Here is a 21,469-nt window from a genome sequence, read left to right as displayed (position 1 = left end):
GCAAGTCATATTTGTGGTTTAATTAAATAACCAAAATATGAAAGATTTAAGCAAATTGTTATTGGCCATAAGCCTACTCGTGTTTTTTAGTTGTGATAAAGATAATGAAGGTCAAGTAGACCCCATAGACACCACAGTAGATTTCCAATTTAAAGCATCCATAAAAGTAGGAGGCGAAGGTGCTTCGGAAATAACAGCTTATGATGCCATTTCAAAAAAACTTTTTACAGTTAATGTAGAATCTGATAAAATTTCGGTTACCAACATTTCAAATTTAGATGCTCCCGTACAAGAAACAGCTATAGATTTAACAGCTTATGGGTCACCAAATAGTGTGGCTATTTATAATGGTAAATTGGCAGTAGCCGTTGAAGCAGTACCAAAACAAAATCCAGGAAAAGTATTGTTGTTTAATACAAGCAATACCACCTTGTTAAAACAATATACCGTGGGTGCCTTACCAGATATGGTTACTTTTTCTAAGAACGGTAAATTAGTTATTACAGCTAATGAAGGAGAACCCAATGATGCTTATGATACCGACCCAAATGGTAGTATAAGTATTATAGATATAACAACAGATGTTGTTGCTACTTTAGACTTTACATCATTTAACTCACAAGAAGCAGCTTTAAAATCACAAGGGTTTAGGATTTACGGTCCAGGAGCTACTTTGGCACAGGATGTAGAACCAGAATATATAGCAGTCTCCGACGATTCAAATACAGCTTGGGTATCATTACAAGAAAACAATGGTATTGCAAAAATTAATTTAGTGTCAAAAACGATCGATGCCATTTATCCTTTAGGTTTTAAAGATTATAACCTTTCTGGAAATCAAATTGATGCTAGCGATAAAGATGGTGTTAAAGAACTTAAAAACTGGCCAGTGTTTGGTATCTACCAACCAGACGCTATTAAGTATGTAAATATTGGTGGGACGGATTATATATTTTCTGCAAACGAAGGTGATTCTAGAGATTATGATGGGTTTAGCGAAGAAGTACGTGTGAAAGATTTAGTGTTGGATGAAAGCGTTTTTCCATTGGCTTCAGATTTTCAAAACAATATAAATTTAGGAAGATTAAAAACAACTACAACCCTAGGAGATGCTAATAATGATGGTAAATATGAAGCTATTTATAGCTATGGAGCACGTTCTTTTAGCGTTTGGTCTGCCAATGGAAGTTTACTTTACGATAGTGGGAATAGTATCGCTACGGAAACACTAAGCGCCACTCCAACTATTTTTAATGGGGGTGATGATAGAAGTGATGATAAAGGCGGAGAGCCAGAAACGGTTGAGATTTTAAATATTGGAAACGAGCGATACATTCTATTTGTTGGTTTGGAAAGAAACAGTCAAGTCATGGTGTACGATGTGACTAACCCTTTATCTCCTCAGTTTTTAAGTATTTTATCACATTCTGGCGACGAGGCTCCCGAAGGACTTTTGGTCATTCCTGCAGCAGATAGCCCTAACGGAAAAGATTTGTTAATTGTATCAAATGAAGTTAGTGGTACAGTGACCATCTATCAAAATAATTAAGACCTTATTTGCATAAGATTGAGTTAGTTCAAATTTATTTGTTTAAGCTCCAAATTGGTTTCAATTTGGAGTTTATGTTTTTATAAATAACTTATTTTTTAAAGTTTTGTAGTTCAATTACATGTCGTAAATTTTCTTTAATTTTTTAGTGTTTTAATCTTTTATAAAAAAGAAAGATGCTTCAAGTATATTTGCTACTTTTGCAAAAGTTTTTCAGAAAACAAAAAAATAGCTTAAACAAAAATTATGAGCAATATAGTAGCCATTGTAGGACGCCCTAATGTAGGGAAATCAACTTTTTTTAATCGATTGATTCAGAGGAGGGAAGCTATTGTTGATGCCGTTAGTGGTGTAACCAGGGACCGTCATTATGGGAAGAGTGAATGGAATGGTAAAGAGTTTTCTATCATAGATACTGGTGGTTATGTTTTAGGAAGTGACGATGTTTTTGAAGCAGAAATTGACAAACAAGTAGAATTAGCTATAGATGAAGCCGATGCCATTATTTTTATGGTAGATGTTGAATCGGGGGTTACTGGCATGGACGAAGATGTCGCCAAACTTTTAAGAAAAGTAAATAAGCCCGTATTTTTAGTGGTAAATAAAGTGGATAATTCTAAGCGTAATGAAGATGCTGTGGAGTTTTATGCTTTAGGATTAGGCGAATATTATACCATTGCAAGTATTAATGGAAGCGGTACCGGCGAATTACTGGATGCCTTAGTAAAAGCACTCCCAGAAAAAGAAAATGTTGTAGAAGAAGATTTGCCCCGTTTTGCTGTGGTTGGTCGTCCAAATGCAGGTAAATCCTCATTTATTAATGCCTTAATTGGTGAAGATAGATATATAGTAACCGATATTGCTGGTACCACTCGCGATTCAATTGATACAAAATACAGTCGTTTTGGTTTTGAATTTAATTTAGTAGATACTGCGGGAATACGAAGAAAAGCTAAGGTCAAGGAAGATTTAGAATTTTATTCGGTCATGCGAAGTGTACGAGCCATAGAACATTGTGATGTATGTTTAATCGTCATGGATGCTACAAGAGGTTTTGACGGCCAAGTACAAAACATATTTTGGTTGGCAGAGCGCAACCGAAAAGGGATTGTTATATTAGTAAATAAGTGGGATTTAGTTGAAAAAGACCATAAATCTACTAATGAGTTTGAAAAAACGATCAGACAACAGATAGAGCCTTTTACCAATGTGCCTATTGTATTTATTTCTTCATTAACCAAACAACGTATCTTTAAAGCTATAGAAACCGCTGTTGAGGTATACAATAATCGTACTAAAAAAATAAAAACAAGTAAGCTTAACGAGATATTTTTGCCACTTATTGAAAGTTATCCGCCACCGGCTCTTAAAGGTAAATTCGTAAAAATAAAATACATCATGCAGTTGCCGACCCCACAGCCACAATTTGCATTTTTTTGTAACCTTCCTCAATATGTTAAAGAACCCTATAAAAGGTTTTTAGAAAATAAACTCCGGGAACAATTCGATTTTACTGGGGTACCCATTAGCATATACATGCGTAAAAAATAAATAGTTAAGAGAAGTCTTAATTTATTGTTAAAAAGCCAGATGTCTTTAATTCAGTTTTAAACTTTAAGCTTTTAGGAAAGTCTAAGATTTAAAGCTTAAAATTAAATTCATCCAACCTTAACATGTACAATCCATCTATTTTAATGAAATGTTTTTTTACTATTGCATTCTCTTTATTCACTATTCTTTCGTTCTCACAAACAAAATCTTTTACAGTCCAAGGAAGATTAATTTCTGAAGACGAAAAAACACCCCTTGAATCGGCAACCGTTTACCTAGAACGCGCTAAAGATAGCTCTATGGTAACCTACACAATTACAGATAGAGATGGTAGTTTTTCCTTGGAAAATAAAACTGCTGAAAGTGAATTGGGTTTGTATATATCTTATGTTGGGTATCAAACACATTTTCAAAAAGTCACCATTGATAAACCAGAAATAAATTTAGGAAACATTAGTTTAAAAACAGATGCGAATGCATTGGATGAAGTTATTGTAAGATCTACAGCTCCTATTACGGTTAAAAAAGATACTTTAGAATTTAACGTGAAATCTTTTAAGACAAAAAAAGATGCCAATATTGAGGATTTATTAAAAGAATTGCCTGGAGTTGAAATTGATGAAGAAGGTAAAATAACCGTAAATGGTAAAGAAGTGAATAAGGTTTTCGTAAATGGCAAACCATTTTTTGGAGACGACCCCACTATTACGACCAGAAATTTAACTAAAGATATTGTTGAAAAAATCCAAATATTAGATACTAAAAGCAAAGACCAAGCCTTTACTGGTGAAACGGTTACTGGAGACAATAAAACAATTAACTTAGTAATAAAAGAAGAAAACAATAAAGGTACATTTGGTAGGGTTGCTGCAGGTCTAGGTACCGACAATCACTATGAGTATGCAGGAATGTATAATTATTTTGATAATGACCAACGTATAAGTGTTTTAGTAGGCGGGAATGATATCAATTCACCTGGTTTCAGTTTTGGGGAAATACGCGAAATGTTTGGCGGAGGCGGTGGTGGCAATGGTGGCTTTGGTGGCGGTAATTTTAGGTCTTTTGGGGGTGGCCAAGGTATTACAGAATCTCAAAATTATGGAGGTAATTATGCAGATAAATTTGGTGAATCTACAGACCTTTCTGCTAATTATTTTTATTCAGGAAGTAGCTCTGAAAATAAATCGACCAGCAATAGAGAGAATATTTTAGCAGATTCTAGATATTTTTCAACCTCAGAATCTATGTCATTGAGTGATAGTGATAGCCACAGCTCCAATGTTGAATTTGATATTGAAGCGAGCCCTACGCTTTTAATTAATGTTAGACCATCGTTTCGTTATTCAAAAAGTAACACTATATATTCTGAGAGCGAATCATCATCTGATGAGTCCAATAACTTATTAAACCAATCAACACAAGATTCAAATGTTGAAAATATTGGTAAAAATTTTAATAATGAATTAAATATAACCAAAAAGCTTGGTGAGAATGGTTCTTTTTTGAAATTTAGTTTAGATAATCAAATAAGCACCACTGAATCAGAGGATTTTTTAAACTCTCAAACGACTTTTAAGCAGGATAGTTCTAAGGATGTTACAAGAGAACAATATACAGATGGAAATTCTAAAAACAATCGTTTTAATTCTTCATTAGCTTATAGATTACCACTTGTAGGTAAAGAGTTATTTGCTGAATTTCGATATAATTATTCCAATAATAAACAGGAAGATAGGAAAAGTACATTTGATAAAAATATAGGGACAAAGGAGTATTCAGATTTTAATACCTCACAGAGTACCGATTTTGAATACACTAATGAAGCTAAAACACCGTCTTTTGAATTAGAGTATAAAAAACAAAATTGGTCTGCTAGTGTAGAAACATCTTATATTTTTAGAACAATGGATAATAGAGATGCTTTGCGACCTAATTTAAGTTTAAAACGTAATTTTGAGGCTGTAGAGTTAAATTCTAGATTTCGCTATAGGTTTAGTCCACAAGCATCCTTAACATTGGGTTATAATTTAAATAATAATGTGCCACAATTGTCACAATTACAACCTTTTGAGAATGTATCTAATCCGTTGAACACGATTGTTGGTAATCCAGAATTAGAACCTGAAAATTCCCATCGTGTTTATATGAATTATAATAGTTTCGATTTTCAAAAAGGAACAGGATTTTACGGATTTTTAAACGCTAATTTTCAAAACAACCGAGTCGTTTCCAATACCATTATCGATCAGGATTTACAAAGAAAAACAACCTATTCAAATGTCAATGGATCCTATAGTATTAATGGATATACATCATTAAATAAAAAAGTAACAATAGATAGTCTAAGAACTTTAACTATCGGTGTTGGTGTGAACCCAAATATCAGTCGTTCTATTAACTTTAATAATGGTGTACAATACTCTAGTTTAAATACAACGGTGTCACCAAGTATAGATTTGCGATTGGTGTGGAGAGATGTTTTGGAAATTACACCACGATACAGTCTCTCTTATACTAAAAACACATTTGATATTGAAAATTTCAATACTCAGGAGTTTATGAGTCATAATTTATTTTTAAATACGGCTACTTTTATACCCAAAGGTTTTGAATGGCGTAATGATATTAACTTTAATTATAACCCAAATATTGCGGATGATTTTCAAAAAAGCGCTTGGTTTTGGAATTCTACATTAGCTTACTCGATATTAAAAGACCAAGGAACAGTAACCCTTAAAGTCTATGACTTGTTAAACCAAAACACAAATGCGCGTAGGGTCGCTACACAAAACTATATTGAAGATTCTCAAAGTACCGTCTTGAAACAATATTTCATGCTAAGTTTTAGTTGGAAATTCAATACTCTAGGGAATCAAGCCCCAGATGATAGAGGAGGCAATTTTAGAGGAGGTAATTTTAGGGGCGGTGGCTATAGGGTTCGATAACCCTCTAAATCTATTGCCCAAAATTATAATATTAACTTCTTAAGCTAATTATAGTTAGCTTAAGAAGTTTTTTGTTTATATAATTATAGACTTAATGCGTTTTATGATACTACCAAAAAAAACATGTTTTCAAATTTGTTTTTTATTTGTATGTAAAATTTATGTTTTTTTTAAGAATTGTCATACGGTTGTGTTGTTATATTCGTTTTTGTAAAATTATAATCATCAATCAATCAACCAATCAAATGAAAAAAATCTTAATTATTGTGGCCATTTTGTTTGCTACACTCTCGCATTCACAATCAAAATCATTTAAAATTTCAGGAAATTTAATATCAGAAGGAGACAATACTCCATTGGAGTCTGCTACTGTTTATTTGCAACGTGTTATTGATAGCTCGTTAATTACCTATACAATTACCGATAAAAATGGAAAATTCGTTTTAGAAGGTAAAACCAATGATAAAAAAGCCAATCTTTATATCTCTTATGTAGGTTATCAAACGTATTTTGAATCCATTGATATGGATAAAGACCAAATTAATCTTGAGAATATTCATTTAAAAGTCAGCACAAATGCTTTAGATGAAGTCCTTATAAAATCGTTAGCACCAGTAACTATAAAGAAAGACACTTTAGAATTTAATGTAAATTCATTTAAAACCAAAGAGAATGCTGTTATAGAGGATCTGTTAAAAGAATTGCCAGGAGTGGAAGTAGATGAAGATGGCAATATTAAAGTAAATGGTAAAGCAGTTAATAAAATTTTGGTAAATGGTAAGCCGTTTTTTGGAAGTGACCCAACAATAACCACGAAAAATTTAAGTAAAGATATTATTGAAAAAATTCAAGTATCAGATACTAAAACAGATGCAGAAGCATTTGCAGGAGAAGAAGGCGATAAAAACAATAAAACAATAAACCTTGTAATTAAGGAAGAAAATAACAAAGGGGTTTTTGGTAGGGCTGCAGCAGGCGTCGGAACAGATAAACGCTATGAGGCTGCTGGGATGTTTAATTATTTTGATAACGACCAACGCATAAGTATATTGGCTGGACAAAATAATATTAATTCTCCAGGATTTAGTTTTGGTGAAATTCGTAAAATGTTAGGAGGAGGGAATACCCTGAGTTTTAATAGTAATGGATCATTTAGTATCGATGGACGTTCGTTTGGTGCAGGTGAAGGTATTACAACGTCTAGAAGTTTGGGGGCCAACTATGCCGATGAATTAGGTAAAAAATTAGATGTTTCAGCCAATTATTTTAATTCTAATAGCGATTCGGAAAATGAATCGACTATCAATAGAGAAAATATTTTACCAGATTCAAGGTTTTTCAATGATTCCCATTCAAAAACAAATGCTAATACCGATAGTCATGATCTTGGTATGGAATTTAAAATCAAGCCAGACTCTACATTATTAATAACAGTACAGCCAAAATTTGGTTTTACTAAAGCCAAGAGTATTTATAAAGGTGATGAGCAATCGTATGATGAAGATAGAGTTTTAACTAATGAATCCACTACAGATTCTTATACTGAAAATTCAGGGCATACATTTAGTAATAATTTGAGTTTTACCAGGCGTTTTGGTAATAAAGGAGCGTTTTTAAAATTGGATTTATTTAATGATTTTAGAAATAATGAATCAGATGATTATTTCAATTCAACAGTAAATACATACGGCAGTACTTCAGAAGAAATTATAAGAAATCAATATAGGAATACAGATGATAAAGCCAATACAATTGCCCCTAGTATCACTTATAGATTACCTATCAAAGGAAAAGAATGGACTTTGGATTTTAAATATTTATATAGACAGGAAAATAATCAAAAAAGGTTAAGCAGTTATGATTTTGATAATGCTACGCAAGATTATGATACAAATATCAACCAAGACCTTAGTACGGACTATGAAAATAAAAACAAGTTACATAGCCCTTCAACACAGTTAGGATTTAGAAACGATAAACTAAGTACCAATTTTGAATTTAGATATTTATTTAGAAATCTAGAAAATAATGATTTACTAAGACCTAATTTTAATTTAACCCGAAAATTTGAAACGGTTGAGTTATCCTATTATCTAAGCTATAGGTTTGGGCCTCAAAAAGGACTGTACTTTAACTATCGATTAAACAATAATGCGCCTAATATATCACAATTACAAGCTTTTAGTGATGTTACTAATCCATTGAATATCATTACAGGAAATCCTTTCTTAAAGCCTACTACAGATCATAATTTGTATGCTTATTATGATACTTATAATGTTCAAAAGGGTACGGGTTTTTATTTTTATATCAATTCAGATATTCTTGAAGACTATGTGGTTGCAAAAAGAACAGTCAATGCAGATTTAACAAGGGAAACAACGTATGTTAATGTAAATGGTGCATATCGGCATAACGGGTCTATAAATTATAATAAGAAAGTTAAAATAGATAGCGTGAGAACAATTGATTTTTCTTCTTTTATTAGCACAACCTTGGTTCGTTCAGTAAATTTCAACAATGATGTTCAATATACTAACAACAAAAAAACATTTTCACCAGGACTTTCAGCTAGATTTGTTTGGAAAGATGTTTTGGAATTTAGACCTTATTATTATTTATCATTTACTAATAATAAGTTTAGTTTAGATAATTTGGAAGAACAAAATTTAGTGAGTCATTCCATGAATTTGAATACGGTTGGTTATTTTTCCAAAAAATTAGTGTGGCGGAATGATATTAGATTTAGTTATAATCCAAATATAGCAGATGACTTTCAAAAAAGTATTTGGTTTTGGAATTCTACTTTAGCTTATACTTTTATGAAAGACAAAGCGACCTTAACACTTAAAGTTTATGATTTATTAAATCAAAACAATAATGCCACCAGAACCGTAAGTGAAAATTATATTCAGGATTCTCAGAACACCGTTTTAAAACAGTATTTCATGCTCAGCTTTAGTTGGAAATTTAATACGTTAGGGAAGGCAGGTGAATCAAATGACAATATGTATTATGGATATTAATCTAAAAAAAAACAATAGTTTATACTGTATTTCGTAATTTTTAAGGGTTCTTATTTTTAAAGATTTAATAGTATGGCATATAATATCGTTATCATTTACCTAACTTATTTCAATAAAAATTGTTTCTGTATCTTTATAAAAATTCATCAATCAAATTAAAGCATTATGAAAAAAATCATTATTACATGTCTGTTAGTATTTCTAACTATTAGTGCTTTCGCACAAAAAAATATTGAAAAACCGGTGTACGATTTTAGTTATTTACCAGGAGAAATAACTAAGATAGAACTCTTAAAAGATGCTACAATTCTTCATTTTCATATTAAATACAGAGCAGGATCTTGGATTTACATTCCCAAGGAATCTTTTATAAAAGGTGTCGATACTAAAGAAAACCTTTTTGTTGTTAAAGCTGAAGGGATTCCTTTAGCAGAGAAATATTATATGCCAGATTCTGGAGAAGTCAATTATAAATTATACTTTCCTAAATTAGATTCTAATATCGACACAATAGATTTTGGAGAAGCAAATGAAGGAGGCAGTTGGGCCATTTACAACATTTCTTTAGATACGAAAAAGCAAAAATTAATTCCAGATGCTATTTCTAACTGGCTTGAACAAGAAATAGCAAAATCAACTAAAAAACCTATTGAAGATTATAACTCGCCAGAATTTTTTAATAAAACACCAGCCAAGTTAATTGGATACATTAGAGGTTACAGTGATCGTTTAGGTTTTAATACCGGCATTATGTACACAGATAATGTTATTACCAGAGAAGATTACCCTGTTGTAATTCCTGTTCAGCCAGATGGTCGTTTTGAAGCAGAAATACCTTTAACAAACCCCAGCTACACTTATATAGTTTTTAAAAATAAAATAGTTCGATTGTATTTAGAGCCTGGACAAACGCTTTCTATGGTTATAGGTAATGATATTTCTTTTATGGGGAGCATAGCAAAAGTAAATGAGGATTTGTCAGGCTATGATAAGAAAGAGTTTAATTATAACCTATTTCAAAATAAAATAAAGGAATTAACTCCCGAGGAATTTAAGAAAGAACAACTAGCTACTCAAAAACAGAATACCGAACGGTTAGAACGCTATTTTGATAATAATAACATATCATCTAAAGCAAAAACCATTTTAAAAAATGAAAACAGTTTAGAAACAGCTTCGATGCTATTCGATTTTGTTATGAATAGAGATTATGCAGCAAAAAAAGATTCTATTAATAGCGTATTAAAAATATCTGAAACAGATGATTATTACGATTTTTTACAAGAGTTAGATTTAAATGATCAGAGTCTTTTAGTTGTAGATAAGTTTTCAACTTTTATCAATCGGTTTGAGTTTAGTAATCCTATATTAGTTTACCCTAAACAAACATCCAGAATTAACAACTTTAAGCCAGAAAAAACATTATTTGAATATTTTGATGAAGCAGGTATTGTTTTATCTGATACCGATAAAGAACTGATAAAAGATAACACTAAAAAAACATTCAAGTCTATTGAAGAATATAACAAATATATGGAAGCTTTTAGTGAAGACTACAGAAAAGGGGTAAAAGCATACAATGAAAAATATATTCAGCCTTTTATAAATGTAGAGCCTAAAGAAGAAAAGATTTCCATGGAAAAATGGCGATTAAGAGACTCGGTAGTCAGCAATACGTTTCATTTAAAAAAGAATTTAGTTTATGATGTGGTAAAAATAAGAGCGCTTGATTTTGATATAACAAGAGCAAATAGTGAGAATGCTCATGAGTATTGGCGAATATTAAAAAAAGATATAGAAAATCCTTTTTTAAAAAAGGAAGGAGATAGAATTGTAAATAAAAAATTTCCGGTTTTATCTACACAGATCAATTCCATAGATGGTGCTAGTACAGATGCTTTGGGAAACATTCAACCTCAAACCGCTATAAAACTACCCAAAGGTTTAGCAACCAATGTTTTTAAGGATATTATAGATCCTTTTAAAGGTAAAATATTATTTGTGGATTTTTGGGCGACGACTTGTGGCCCTTGTGTGGCTAGTATAGAAAGAATGAAACAAACAAGAAAAAAACACGAAGGCAATAAAGATTTTGATTTTATTTTTATTACAGATGAGAGGGGATCCCCAATAGGTAAATATAATGAGTTTGTAAAAGAGCAAGACTTAAAAAATATTTATAGATTATCAACAGATGATTATAATTATTTACGTCAATTATTCAAGTTTAATGGTATTCCAAAATATGTAGTTATAGATAAAAATGGAGATGTTATAAATGAGGATTTTCCTATGCATAATTTCAATTTTGAGTTAGATAAAATTTTAGCAGCTAGTAAATAATAGTTTCAAAAATATTAATGTTTAATAATTTTGATTTATATAAATAAAAAAGTACTGATTTATAAAATAAAGAATAAATGAAACATATTATAATCCTATTATTTTGCTTTTTTACTTGGACTATAAATGCTCAAGATTATCATATAAATGGAAAGGTAATTGGTATTAAAGATAGTACCATGATTTTAATAAGAAATGTAGAAAGAGACTTACCATTTGATACTACCTATGTTGTTAACAGTAAATTTTCTTTTAATGGCTTAGTTGATGATGATAGTGAAATGTTTTTTATACGAACCACACCTTATGAAAAAACTTTAACTAAACGTTTTTTTATTGAAAACACTAACATAGATGTTGTTTTAATCGCTAGCGAAGAACCACATGTTATGGTGTCTGGAGGCATTCTTCAAAATCAATCAAATAGTTACGAGTCTTTTATCAGCAATCCAATCAAGGAACGGAAAATTATTGAAGAAAAGATGCGAAATGAAAAAGATACAGATAAGCAAAGTGAATTAATGGAGATAAGATCATCATTGTATTATAGTATAAAAGATTTACAAATTGATTATATTAAATCACATCTTGACGAAGATTATACAGCTTATTTAATTAATGAGTTAAGAATTAATTTAAAAAATGAAGAAGTAAAAGATTTTTATAATGTTTTAGATGCAAAAGTAAAAGAGTCTAAATATGGGAAAATAATTTCAAATTATTTAAAAAAATCAATAGATTTTACAAAAGGAACTCCTATCGTAGACTTTACTTTAAAAGATTTAAAAGGTGAAAATGTTAGTTTGTCATCATTTAAGGGTAAATATGTATTGCTAGATTTTTGGGGTTCTTGGTGTGGTATTTGTAGGGGTAAATATCCAGAGTATTCTAAAATTTATGAAAAGTATAGAGATAAGGGGTTTGAGATAGTAGGTGTTTCTCTAGATAAAGATGAACACAAATGGAAGCGTGCCGTAAAAAACGATAATCTCCATTGGACTAACTTAATTGATTCTACTGGGTTTTTAGGTGATATAGCGGTTACTTATAAAGTTTGGACGGTTCCAATAGCTTATTTTATAGATCCAGAAGGAAATATTATCGAACCCATTACTTTTAATTCATTCACGGAGGAAAAACTAGTTAGGGCTTTAAACAAAGAATAATTATTATAAAAGCAGGGTTGTTAATTAGTTATGTACTTATATTAATAAGTACATCATGTAATTTTAAAACAGACTATTAGTTTAATTTATTCCAAAATAGTTATTCATCCAAAAAATCAAGTTGTAATTGGTAAATGGATTGATGTAAGTAGTGAGGAAAAATTTTAAATAGTATATAAGGATATCTTTTTGATATTCATTTCAAAAAGATTTTAAAAAAAGGTTAAAGTTTATGATTACATTAGAAAAAATGTGATTATTGGAAATGGTAAAGGAATCAATCAATTAATTATATTTTCTTTGAAAGAATTATGTGATGAAATAGTACTAAAATATGGTAATTATTTAAAAAGGTAGAATAACGTTTAATCGGCTAAAATGCACAAAATACTATGTCTTTTTATCATGCACTAAAAGAAGGATAGTTTTTATATTGTGTACATAATTTAGCCAATATGATAATTTAGAAACGAGATAATTATTTACCACCCACCAGAAGCACCGCCGCCGCCAAAACCGCCGCCGCCAAATCCACCTCCAAAACCACCACCACCGAAGCCTCCTCCAGAGCTTCCGCCACCAAAGCCTCCAGAACCGCCACGATAATTACCTCTACCCATATTGCTTAAAATGATGGCATCCCATATATCGAAACCGCCAGATTTATTACCTCTGTTACCCCCACCATGACGTTTGTTTTTTGAAATAGAAATTAAAATAATGATGAAAATAATAATGAAAATGAGCCCTACAGGAAACCCTTCGCTATTATTGGATTTTCTGGTTCCTTGATATTCACCGTTTAAAACTTCAAAAATAGCATCGGCACCTCTGTTAAGGCCGCCGTAATAATCATTTTGTTTAAAATAGGGGATGATGTCGTTTTCAATAATGCGTTTAGACAAGGCATCCGTTAACAAATGTTCAATACCATAACCTGTATTGATAGCTATTTTTCTATCATCTTTTGCCAACAAAATTAATATACCATTATCTTCTTTGGCTTGCCCAATGCCCCATTCTTGTCCCCATTGGGCCCCTAGATAATTGATATTTTCACCATTAGTAGAATTAATAACAGCAATCACTATTTGGGTAGATGTAGTGTCTGAATATTTAATTAACTTTTCTTCCAGACTGCTTTTTTCAGAAGCAGAAAGAAGATTTGAATAATCGTAAACACTGGTTTGAAATTCAGGCTTTTTTGGAATGTCATATTGAGCAAAAGAAAAACTACAAGCAAAAAGTGTTATTAAAAAAGCACTAATGATGTTTTTCTTTTTTTTGAAAGACAGAATACTAGATGTTGGATAATGCATAATCGTTTTTAACCTTTAGAAATTTCATTTGATAATTCGTTGATATCTAAATGGTCATAAGGGAAATACTTCTTTAATTGTTCTCCAGATTTTAAAATGCCTTCGACAAGACCTTGCTTAAAATTTCCAGATTTAAAATGAGATTGAATGGTGTCTTTGGTGCTGTTCCAGAAGTCTTTTCCAACAACCTCGTTAATACCTTTGTCTCCGTAAATAACAAAGGTTTTCTCTTTTACAGCCACATATATTAAAACCGCATTTTGCAGTTTGGTATTATCCATTTTTAATTTATAAAAAACATCTAACGCACGATTAGTAGCATCACCATTAGATGTTTTTTCTATATGCACCCGTATTTCTCCAGAAGTGTTTAATTCTGCTACTCTAATGGCTTCAACAATCTCTTGTTCTTCACTTGCAGATAGAAATTCTTCAACCTTTTTAGACATAGTTTATATAATTTTATTTAAAATCAAAATTTACATCTGGTGCTTTTTCACTACCAGCCTCAGCTTTAAAATAATTTAATTCATTAAAATGAAATAAACCAGCTAATAGAGAATTGGGAAAAGTTTTAATGTGTTTGTTATAAGGCTCTACAGTAGCATTAAAACGGTCTCTAGCCACATTGATTCTGTTTTCTGTACCTTCTAATTGACTTTGAAGTTCTAAAAAGTTTTGGTTAGCTTTTAAATCTGGGTATCTTTCTACCGTTACCAACAATCTAGATAATGCACTACTTAATCCACCTTGCGCTTGATTAAATGCAGCCAATTGTTCTGGAGTTATATTAGTTGGATCTATTGTTGTAGCAGTTGCTTTAGCTCTCGCTTCAATGACAGCGGTTAAAGTGCCCTTTTCAAAATCAGCCGCTCCTTGCACGGTTTTAACTAAATTACCAATAAGGTCATTTCTACGTTGGTAACTACTTTCTACATCGCCCCAAGCTCTTGTAGAAGTTTCTTTTAAGCTTACAGCGGTATTATTGAATCCTTTTGCCCAAGAGTAAATTCCTATTACTACTATTGCAACAATTATCCATGGTAGCCATTTTTTCATTCTATTAAATTTTATAATTTGTGATAGGTTTTATTAATTAGTAATAACTTTTAAAGAAATGTTACAAGTGTTCTTTAATTTTTATCAGTTGATTTTTTACATCCTCTAATTTACTGATAATTTCGAAGTTATTAAGCGTTTCTTTCTTATCTTCTTTTAAATGGATTTTTGCACCTTCTAATGTAAACCCACGTTCCTTTACCAAATGGTAAATAAGTTTTAGGTTTTTAATGTCCTCTGGCGTAAACTTTCTATTGCCTTTGGCATTTTTTTTTGGTTTAAGGGCATCAAATTCTTTTTCCCAAAAGCGGATAAGTGATGTGTTAACACCAAAGGCATTGGCAACTTCGCCAATAGCATAATATCGTTTTTCAGGTAATTCTATATACATTAATCTAGTGATTGGTTTTCTAACGATGCATGTTCTAGCATTTCATTAAACTCTTCAGCTGTTAAACTTCCGTAGTAAAAATTAATAGGGTTGATGCGTTCGTCATCTTTAAAAATTTCATAATGGCAATGAGGTGCTTCAGAACGGCCTGTACTGCCAACAAAACCAATAAGATCGCCACGTTTTACCTTTTGATTTTTTCTAACATTATATTTATACAAGTGGGCATATAAACTTACATAACCATATCCATGATCTATCCTGATATGATTGCCATAACCGGTTGCGGTATTGTCTGCTCTAACCACTACGCCGTCACCCGTTGCATATACAGGGCTGCCTTTTGGCGCAGAAAAATCCATTCCCCAGTGCATTTTCCTTGCCTTAGTAAATGGATCAGATCGCATACCGTAGCCAGAAGCCATTCTTATAAGGTCTTCGTTTCTTACGGGTTGAATAGCTGGTATAGCAGCTAAAAGTTTTTCTTTTTCTTCCGCTAATTTAGCTATTTCATCAAGCGATTTTGATTGCACAACCAATTGTTTTTGAATAATATCCAAACGCTTATTACTTGCTATAATTAATTTCGAATTATCAAACCCTTCCAAATCCTTATATCTATTTACACCACCAAAACCAGCTTTGCGTTGTTCTTCTGGAATTGGGTTAGCTTCAAAATAAACACGATAAATGTTATTGTCCCTATCGGCTATATTTGCCAAAACGACCTCCGTTTTTTGCATTTTTTTATTCAATAACTCAAACTGAAGTTGGGCATTTTGTAGTTCTCGTTTTAAAGCTCTTTCTTTTGGGGATTCAACAAACTGGCTTGCTAGAAAAACAAAGATAAATCCGAAGAGGGCTGCTGCTAAAGTAAAAACAAAAGCATATGTAAAGGTTGTTCCTTTTTTGCGTTCTATTTTTTTATAAGAAAGCGATTCAGAATCGTAATAATATTTTACTTTACTCATTATTTAATTTATACTATTTTTGCACCAAATTAAATTACTAAACGGTGGTTTTTGGTATGTAAACGAACAAACCTACAAAATATTTTTCAAAAGTAAATTTAGTAAAACTAACTGATAAAATTTAAAGTAAACATTATCAGTTAAAATTTAAAATAGATTTGCATAGAAAACAAAAAAAATGTTTCGAAATGAAACCATGTTTTAATAAATGTCCATGAAGTCACAAGATATTCGATCTAAGTTTTTAAGTTTTTTTGAAGATAAAAAGCACAGTATTGTACCATCTGCACCTATGGTGTTAAAAGATGACCCTACTTTAATGTTTGTAAATTCTGGTATGGCACCTTTTAAAGAGTATTTTTTAGGAAATGCTCAACCAAAAAACAGCAGATTAACCGATACTCAAAAGTGTTTACGTGTCTCTGGAAAGCATAACGATTTGGAAGAGGTTGGTTATGATACCTATCACCATACGCTTTTTGAAATGCTGGGTAACTGGAGTTTTGGCGATTATTTCAAGAAAGAAGCCATTGCATGGGCTTGGGAGCTGCTAACCGAGGTGTATGGTATAGATAAGGATATATTGTATGTCACTGTTTTTGAAGGTAGCGAAGAAGACAAGCTTCCTATGGACACTGAGGCTTATGAGTTGTGGAAACAATTTATTTCTGAAGACCGTATTTTAAAAGGCAACAAAAAAGATAATTTTTGGGAAATGGGTGACCAAGGACCTTGTGGCCCTTGTAGTGAGATTCATGTTGATATTCGTTCAGCAGAAGAAAAAGCAAAAATATCTGGTAAGGATTTGGTAAACCAAGATCATCCACAGGTTGTTGAAATCTGGAACTTGGTATTCATGCAATACAACCGTAAAGCCAATGGTAGCTTAGAAAGTCTACCAGACAAACATATTGATACTGGTATGGGCTTTGAACGTTTATGCATGGTGTTACAAGGTGTCCAATCTAATTATGATACCGATGTATTTACGCCTATTATTAGAGAAATTGAAACTATTACCAATAAAAAATACGGAGAAGACCAAAAAGTAGATATCGCCATTCGCGTGATTTGCGACCATGTGCGTGCTGTAGCATTTTCTATAGCCGATGGACAATTGCCAAGCAATACAGGTGCAGGATATGTAATCCGCAGAATTTTGCGTCGTGCTGTGCGTTACGGATTTACATTTTTAGATAAAAAAGAGCCCTTCATTTATAGATTGGTGGATGTTTTAAGCGTAAAAATGGGAGAAGCCTTCCCTGAAATGAAATCACAAAAAAATCTTGTTGAAAATGTTATTAAAGAAGAGGAACAATCTTTTTTAAGGACTTTAGATCAAGGACTCATTCTTTTAAATAGAATTGTTGAAGAAACAAAAGGGCATACGGTTTCGGGAGAAAAAGCTTTTGAATTATATGATACCTATGGTTTTCCAATCGACTTGACGGCGCTTATATTGAACGAAAAAGGTTTAAAACTAGATGAAAAGGGATTCAATGAAGAACTTCAAAAACAAAAAGACCGTTCTCGGGCAGCTAGTGAAATGAGTACAGATGATTGGACGATTCTACAAGAAGATGCCGAAGAAGAATTTATTGGTTACGATACTTTGGAAGCCAATGTTAAAATAACCCGTTATAGAAAAGTGGTTTCTAAAAAAGATGGAAACATGTTTCAATTGGTATTTAATCTAACGCCGTTTTATGCTGAAGGTGGTGGACAAGTGGGGGATAAGGGTTATTTAGAAGATATTCATGGTGATGTGGTTTATATTTTAGACACCAAAAAGGAAAATAATGTCATCATTCATTTTACTAAAAATCTACCAAAGCATATTAATGAAAGTTTTAAAGCAGTTGTAGATAAAAATCAACGTTTAAGAACGGAATCCAATCACTCGGCTACCCATTTACTGCACCAAGCATTAAGAGATATTTTAGGAACCCATGTGGAACAAAAAGGAAGTGCTGTACATTCAAAAAATTTAAGATTTGACTTTTCGCATTTTGCAAAGTTAACGCCAGAGGAATTGACCGATGTGGAAAACTTTGTGAATGCCAGAATAGCTGACAAATTACCTTTAATTGAAAAGCGAAACGTTCCTAAAGAAGAGGCTATTGCCGATGGTGCTATGAGTTTGTTTGGAGAGAAATATGGAGATACGGTTCGTGCGATTCGTTTTGGTCAATCTATCGAGCTTTGTGGAGGTACGCATGTTAAAAACACCTCGGATATTTGGCATTTTAAAATTATTTCTGAAGGCGCTGTAGCGGCTGGCATTCGTCGTATTGAAGCCATTACAAACGATGCGGCCAAAGAATATTATTTTGAAAATAGTCGTGTTTATTCAGAAATGAAAGAACTGCTTCATAATGCGCAAGAACCTATAAAGGCGTTACAAAATCTTCAAGAAGAAAATTATAATTTAAAAAAGCAAATTGAAGTTTTATTAAAAGATAAAGCTAAGACTATTAAAGGGGAACTTAAAAGTGAATTGGAAGAGATTAATGGTGTTCTGTTTTTGGCTAAAAAATTGGATTTAGATGCATCAGGAATTAAAGATGTGTCTTTTGAATTAGGTCAACAATACACCAATTTATTTTTATTATTTGCTACAGAAAGCGAAGGTAAGGCATTGTTATCTTGCTATATTTCAAAAGAATTGGTGGCAAGTAATGGTTTAAATGCAGGACAAGTGGTTAAAGAATTGGGGAAATATATTGAAGGCGGCGGCGGCGGTCAACCATTTTTTGCAACGGCAGGTGGAAAAAATCCGGCAGGAATAGAACAAGCTTTAAAAGCAGCTAAAGATTATATTAAATAAATTAGGATTCCCGCTTTGGCGGGAATTTTGTTATATGAAACTTCAAACCCAAATACCATTAACAAAACAGTCTGATAATCTAATAGGCTATGAATCTAAGATCCTATTGTTAGGTTCCTGTTTTGTTGAAAATATAGGGGAGAAATTATCGTATTTCAAATTTCAAAATCTTCAAAATCCTTTCGGAATCTTATTTCACCCAAAGGCCATTGAAACTTTAATTGAAAATGCGGTTAATAAAAAATCGTATTCAGAAAAAGACATTTTTTTTCATAATGAGCAATGGCATTGTTTTGATTCGCATTCCAAGTTAAGTGCTTCCTCTAAAGAGGATCTATTGAATGCTCTGAATAATCAAGTTCAATCAACCAATAAACAAATCCACGAATCAACCCATATCATCATTACATTGGGAACTGCTTGGGTATACCGAAGTATGGAAACTAATAATATGGTTGCCAATTGCCATAAAGTACCCCAAAGACAGTTTAAAAAAGAATTACTTCCCGTTGATGACATTATAAAATCATTGGATGCAATTATGGGTTTGATAAGACGTGTAAATTCTAAAGCATCCATTATTTTCACCGTCTCTCCTGTTCGTCATATTAAAGATGGTTTTATTGAAAATAGCCAAAGCAAGGCACATTTAATGGCTGCGATACATCAAATTATCAATCAACAATTATCAATTGATAACCATGGATTGGCCTATTTTCCTTCTTATGAAATTATGATGGACGAACTTCGCGATTATCGTTTTTATGCTGAAGATATGATTCATCCAAGCCAAACGGCAATCAATTATATTTGGGAAAGGTTTCAGCAGGTTTGGATTTCCGAAAAATCATTAAAAATAATGGCTGATGTGGAGGGTATCCAAAAAGCACTTCAGCATAAACCATTCCATTTGAATTCCAATGCCCATCAAAAGTTTATTCTAAATTTAGAAAAAAAGAAATTAGAGCTTCAAAAAGTATATTCGCACATCATATTTTAAGAGGCTATTGTTATTTTAGACTTTAAATAGTCTTGGGGTGAATGGGTTGTTATTTTTTTAAAAGCAATAAAAAAAGGATTGTAAGAAGCAAACCCCGTTTTATAGGCTAAAGATTCTAAAGTGTTTGTTTTTAAATAACCTGATTCTATCAAGGTGATAGCATCTTGAATTCTACAATACATTCGGTATTCGGTAAAGGAAATATTGGAGTGGTATTTAAATAAATACACAATGTGGCTTGTAGGGACGCCTAATTTGGTAGCAATCTCATAGGGAGAGGCCTTAGGGTTTCTAAAAATAAATTCTTCAAGGCACAATTTATCAACCTTATCAATATAACTAAAAATATTAGACCTGATTTTTTCCTGTAATTTTAAATCTGGATTATTTTTTTGGGAATCTGGTTCTAATATCCAGTTTTTATTTGTTGAGATTATAACTGGATCACTTTTTATTGTTGGTGAAGAAAACTTGAGCAGTTTTTTATTAAGAATAGGCAATCCATATAATATTTCGGGGGATGTTAAAATTTTAAAAAAGATGAATAACCAAAAAACTAATAAAAAAGGAGCCATGGACTTTCCTGTTATTGAAGATTCTGAATTGACTTCCTTGTAAAATGAAGCGATTAATGCTATAGATCCCAATACATTCATGGTAAATAAATATATGGACCAGTTTTTAATTAAACTAAAATGAACATTATTGATAGGAATGTTTTTTTTAAACCAGATGCTTTTACTCAATAAATTGAAAATTAATATTAAATAGAAAAATATAAATCCTATAATTAAAATAAAATTCGTTAAGCGTCCAAAATGGAATAAAAAACTTTCCTTTATAGAGGCGTTGGCATTAATGACATATAAGAATACAATAAAAATTAAATGTTTTAAATCTTTAGGATTGTACCTCTTTTTTTGATGTACTAGATTTTTATAGTATAAATAAAAACAAGGAATAAGGGCTAAATACCATATAGAGGTAATTCCTTGTATTGGTGTTAAAAATGCTTGCATACCTAGTTGATAGGTTCCTTGAATTAAAAAACGAAAGGAAACTACTATAATAATTAGTAGTAAAAAAGCATTATAAAATGGATTGGATTTATGAGAAGTCACCATTAAAGCAATGGTGGTTATACCAACGATGCCAGTAAATAAAAATAAAAACGATTCTATCAATTTTTAATAAGAGGGATTTTGATTGAGAAAAAATAGCAATCTAATATAGATTTTTTTTTTAAATGATGATATGTGGAAAAGATTTATTTCGTTTTTTTTATTAAATACATATTTAAATGGCATTTTTTGCATCTCTTT

General features: G+C 31.6%; 14 protein-coding genes. 8 read left to right on the top strand and 6 right to left on the bottom strand.

Features of this window, described 5'->3' with window-relative positions:
- The first annotated feature begins 37 nt into the window (after positions 1–37).
- From DKT72_RS12360 to DKT72_RS12335, 6 genes are all read left to right on the top strand, one after another.
- A complete protein-coding gene (locus DKT72_RS12360; RefSeq protein ID WP_111309057.1) occupies positions 38–1,549 on the top strand; it encodes a choice-of-anchor I family protein in 1,512 nt (503 codons plus the stop codon).
- Between the two features lie 246 nt (positions 1,550–1,795).
- On the top strand, positions 1,796–3,100 hold the full coding sequence (gene der, locus DKT72_RS12355; RefSeq protein WP_111309056.1) for a ribosome biogenesis GTPase Der: 1,305 nt from the start codon (positions 1,796–1,798) through the stop codon (positions 3,098–3,100).
- 143 nt (positions 3,101–3,243) lie between these two features.
- Positions 3,244–6,045 (top strand): TonB-dependent receptor, encoded by a 2,802-nt coding sequence (locus DKT72_RS12350; RefSeq protein ID WP_111309153.1) that lies wholly within the window; start codon positions 3,244–3,246, stop codon positions 6,043–6,045.
- A 245-nt stretch (positions 6,046–6,290) separates the two neighbouring features.
- Entirely contained in the window at positions 6,291–9,071 is a 2,781-nt protein-coding gene (locus tag DKT72_RS12345; protein ID WP_111309055.1) for an outer membrane beta-barrel protein, read from the top strand.
- 165 nt (positions 9,072–9,236) lie between these two features.
- Positions 9,237–11,414, top strand: a complete 2,178-nt coding sequence (locus DKT72_RS12340) for a TlpA family protein disulfide reductase (protein ID WP_111309054.1) — start codon at positions 9,237–9,239, stop codon at positions 11,412–11,414.
- 77 nt (positions 11,415–11,491) lie between these two features.
- Positions 11,492–12,580, top strand: coding sequence for a TlpA disulfide reductase family protein (locus tag DKT72_RS12335; protein ID WP_111309053.1), 1,089 nt, complete (start codon positions 11,492–11,494; stop codon positions 12,578–12,580).
- Between the two features lie 482 nt (positions 12,581–13,062).
- Here the strand turns inward: DKT72_RS12335 and DKT72_RS12330 are convergent, their stop codons facing one another.
- From DKT72_RS12330 to DKT72_RS12310, 5 genes are all read right to left on the bottom strand, one after another.
- Entirely contained in the window at positions 13,063–13,899 is an 837-nt protein-coding gene (locus tag DKT72_RS12330) for a TPM domain-containing protein (protein WP_111309052.1), read from the bottom strand.
- 8 nt (positions 13,900–13,907) lie between these two features.
- Positions 13,908–14,348, bottom strand: coding sequence for a TPM domain-containing protein (locus DKT72_RS12325; protein ID WP_111309051.1), 441 nt, complete (start codon positions 14,346–14,348; stop codon positions 13,908–13,910).
- Between the two features lie 13 nt (positions 14,349–14,361).
- The gene (locus DKT72_RS12320) at positions 14,362–14,958 is read right to left on the bottom strand and encodes a LemA family protein (protein WP_111309050.1); all 597 of its coding nucleotides are present in this window, start codon (positions 14,956–14,958) and stop codon (positions 14,362–14,364) included.
- Positions 14,959–15,019: 61 nt separating this feature from the next.
- Positions 15,020–15,349 carry a MerR family transcriptional regulator gene (locus DKT72_RS12315; protein WP_111309049.1) on the bottom strand — a complete coding sequence of 110 codons (330 nt, stop codon included), beginning with the start codon at positions 15,347–15,349 and terminating at the stop codon, positions 15,020–15,022.
- A complete protein-coding gene (locus tag DKT72_RS12310) occupies positions 15,349–16,320 on the bottom strand; it encodes a M23 family metallopeptidase (protein ID WP_111309048.1) in 972 nt (323 codons plus the stop codon). Before DKT72_RS12310 ends, DKT72_RS12315 begins: the two co-directional genes overlap by 1 nt.
- 214 nt (positions 16,321–16,534) lie before the next feature.
- On the opposite strand from DKT72_RS12310, the gene alaS reads away from it, so the two are divergent.
- Entirely contained in the window at positions 16,535–19,147 is a 2,613-nt protein-coding gene (gene alaS / locus DKT72_RS12305) for an alanine--tRNA ligase (protein ID WP_111309152.1), read from the top strand.
- Between the two features lie 34 nt (positions 19,148–19,181).
- On the top strand, positions 19,182–20,147 hold the full coding sequence (locus DKT72_RS12300) for a GSCFA domain-containing protein (protein WP_111309047.1): 966 nt from the start codon (positions 19,182–19,184) through the stop codon (positions 20,145–20,147).
- On the opposite strand, the gene DKT72_RS12295 is transcribed toward DKT72_RS12300, so the two are convergent.
- Positions 20,144–21,331, bottom strand: coding sequence for a helix-turn-helix domain-containing protein (locus DKT72_RS12295; RefSeq protein WP_111309046.1), 1,188 nt, complete (start codon positions 21,329–21,331; stop codon positions 20,144–20,146). The genes DKT72_RS12300 and DKT72_RS12295 overlap by 4 nt on opposite strands.
- Between the last annotated feature and the right edge of the window lie 138 nt (positions 21,332–21,469).

The organism is Confluentibacter sediminis (assembly GCF_003258355.1).
Lineage (GTDB): Bacteria > Bacteroidota > Bacteroidia > Flavobacteriales > Flavobacteriaceae > Confluentibacter > Confluentibacter sediminis.
The sequence above is the reverse complement of the archived record's forward strand: the minus strand, read 5'-3'. Positions and strand labels throughout refer to the sequence as shown.

Coding starts and splice junctions, on each gene's coding strand:
- DKT72_RS12310 (WP_111309048.1), bottom strand. CDS start 16,320: ATGAGTAAAGTAAAATATTATTACGATTCTGAATCGCTTTCTTATAAA.
- DKT72_RS12360 (WP_111309057.1), top strand. CDS start 38: ATGAAAGATTTAAGCAAATTGTTATTGGCCATAAGCCTACTCGTGTTT.
- DKT72_RS12335 (WP_111309053.1), top strand. CDS start 11,492: ATGAAACATATTATAATCCTATTATTTTGCTTTTTTACTTGGACTATA.
- alaS (WP_111309152.1), top strand. CDS start 16,535: ATGAAGTCACAAGATATTCGATCTAAGTTTTTAAGTTTTTTTGAAGAT.
- DKT72_RS12300 (WP_111309047.1), top strand. CDS start 19,182: ATGAAACTTCAAACCCAAATACCATTAACAAAACAGTCTGATAATCTA.
- DKT72_RS12340 (WP_111309054.1), top strand. CDS start 9,237: ATGAAAAAAATCATTATTACATGTCTGTTAGTATTTCTAACTATTAGT.
- DKT72_RS12350 (WP_111309153.1), top strand. CDS start 3,244: ATGAAATGTTTTTTTACTATTGCATTCTCTTTATTCACTATTCTTTCG.
- DKT72_RS12345 (WP_111309055.1), top strand. CDS start 6,291: ATGAAAAAAATCTTAATTATTGTGGCCATTTTGTTTGCTACACTCTCG.
- DKT72_RS12325 (WP_111309051.1), bottom strand. CDS start 14,348: ATGTCTAAAAAGGTTGAAGAATTTCTATCTGCAAGTGAAGAACAAGAG.
- der (WP_111309056.1), top strand. CDS start 1,796: ATGAGCAATATAGTAGCCATTGTAGGACGCCCTAATGTAGGGAAATCA.
- DKT72_RS12320 (WP_111309050.1), bottom strand. CDS start 14,958: ATGAAAAAATGGCTACCATGGATAATTGTTGCAATAGTAGTAATAGGA.
- DKT72_RS12330 (WP_111309052.1), bottom strand. CDS start 13,899: ATGCATTATCCAACATCTAGTATTCTGTCTTTCAAAAAAAAGAAAAAC.
- DKT72_RS12315 (WP_111309049.1), bottom strand. CDS start 15,349: ATGTATATAGAATTACCTGAAAAACGATATTATGCTATTGGCGAAGTT.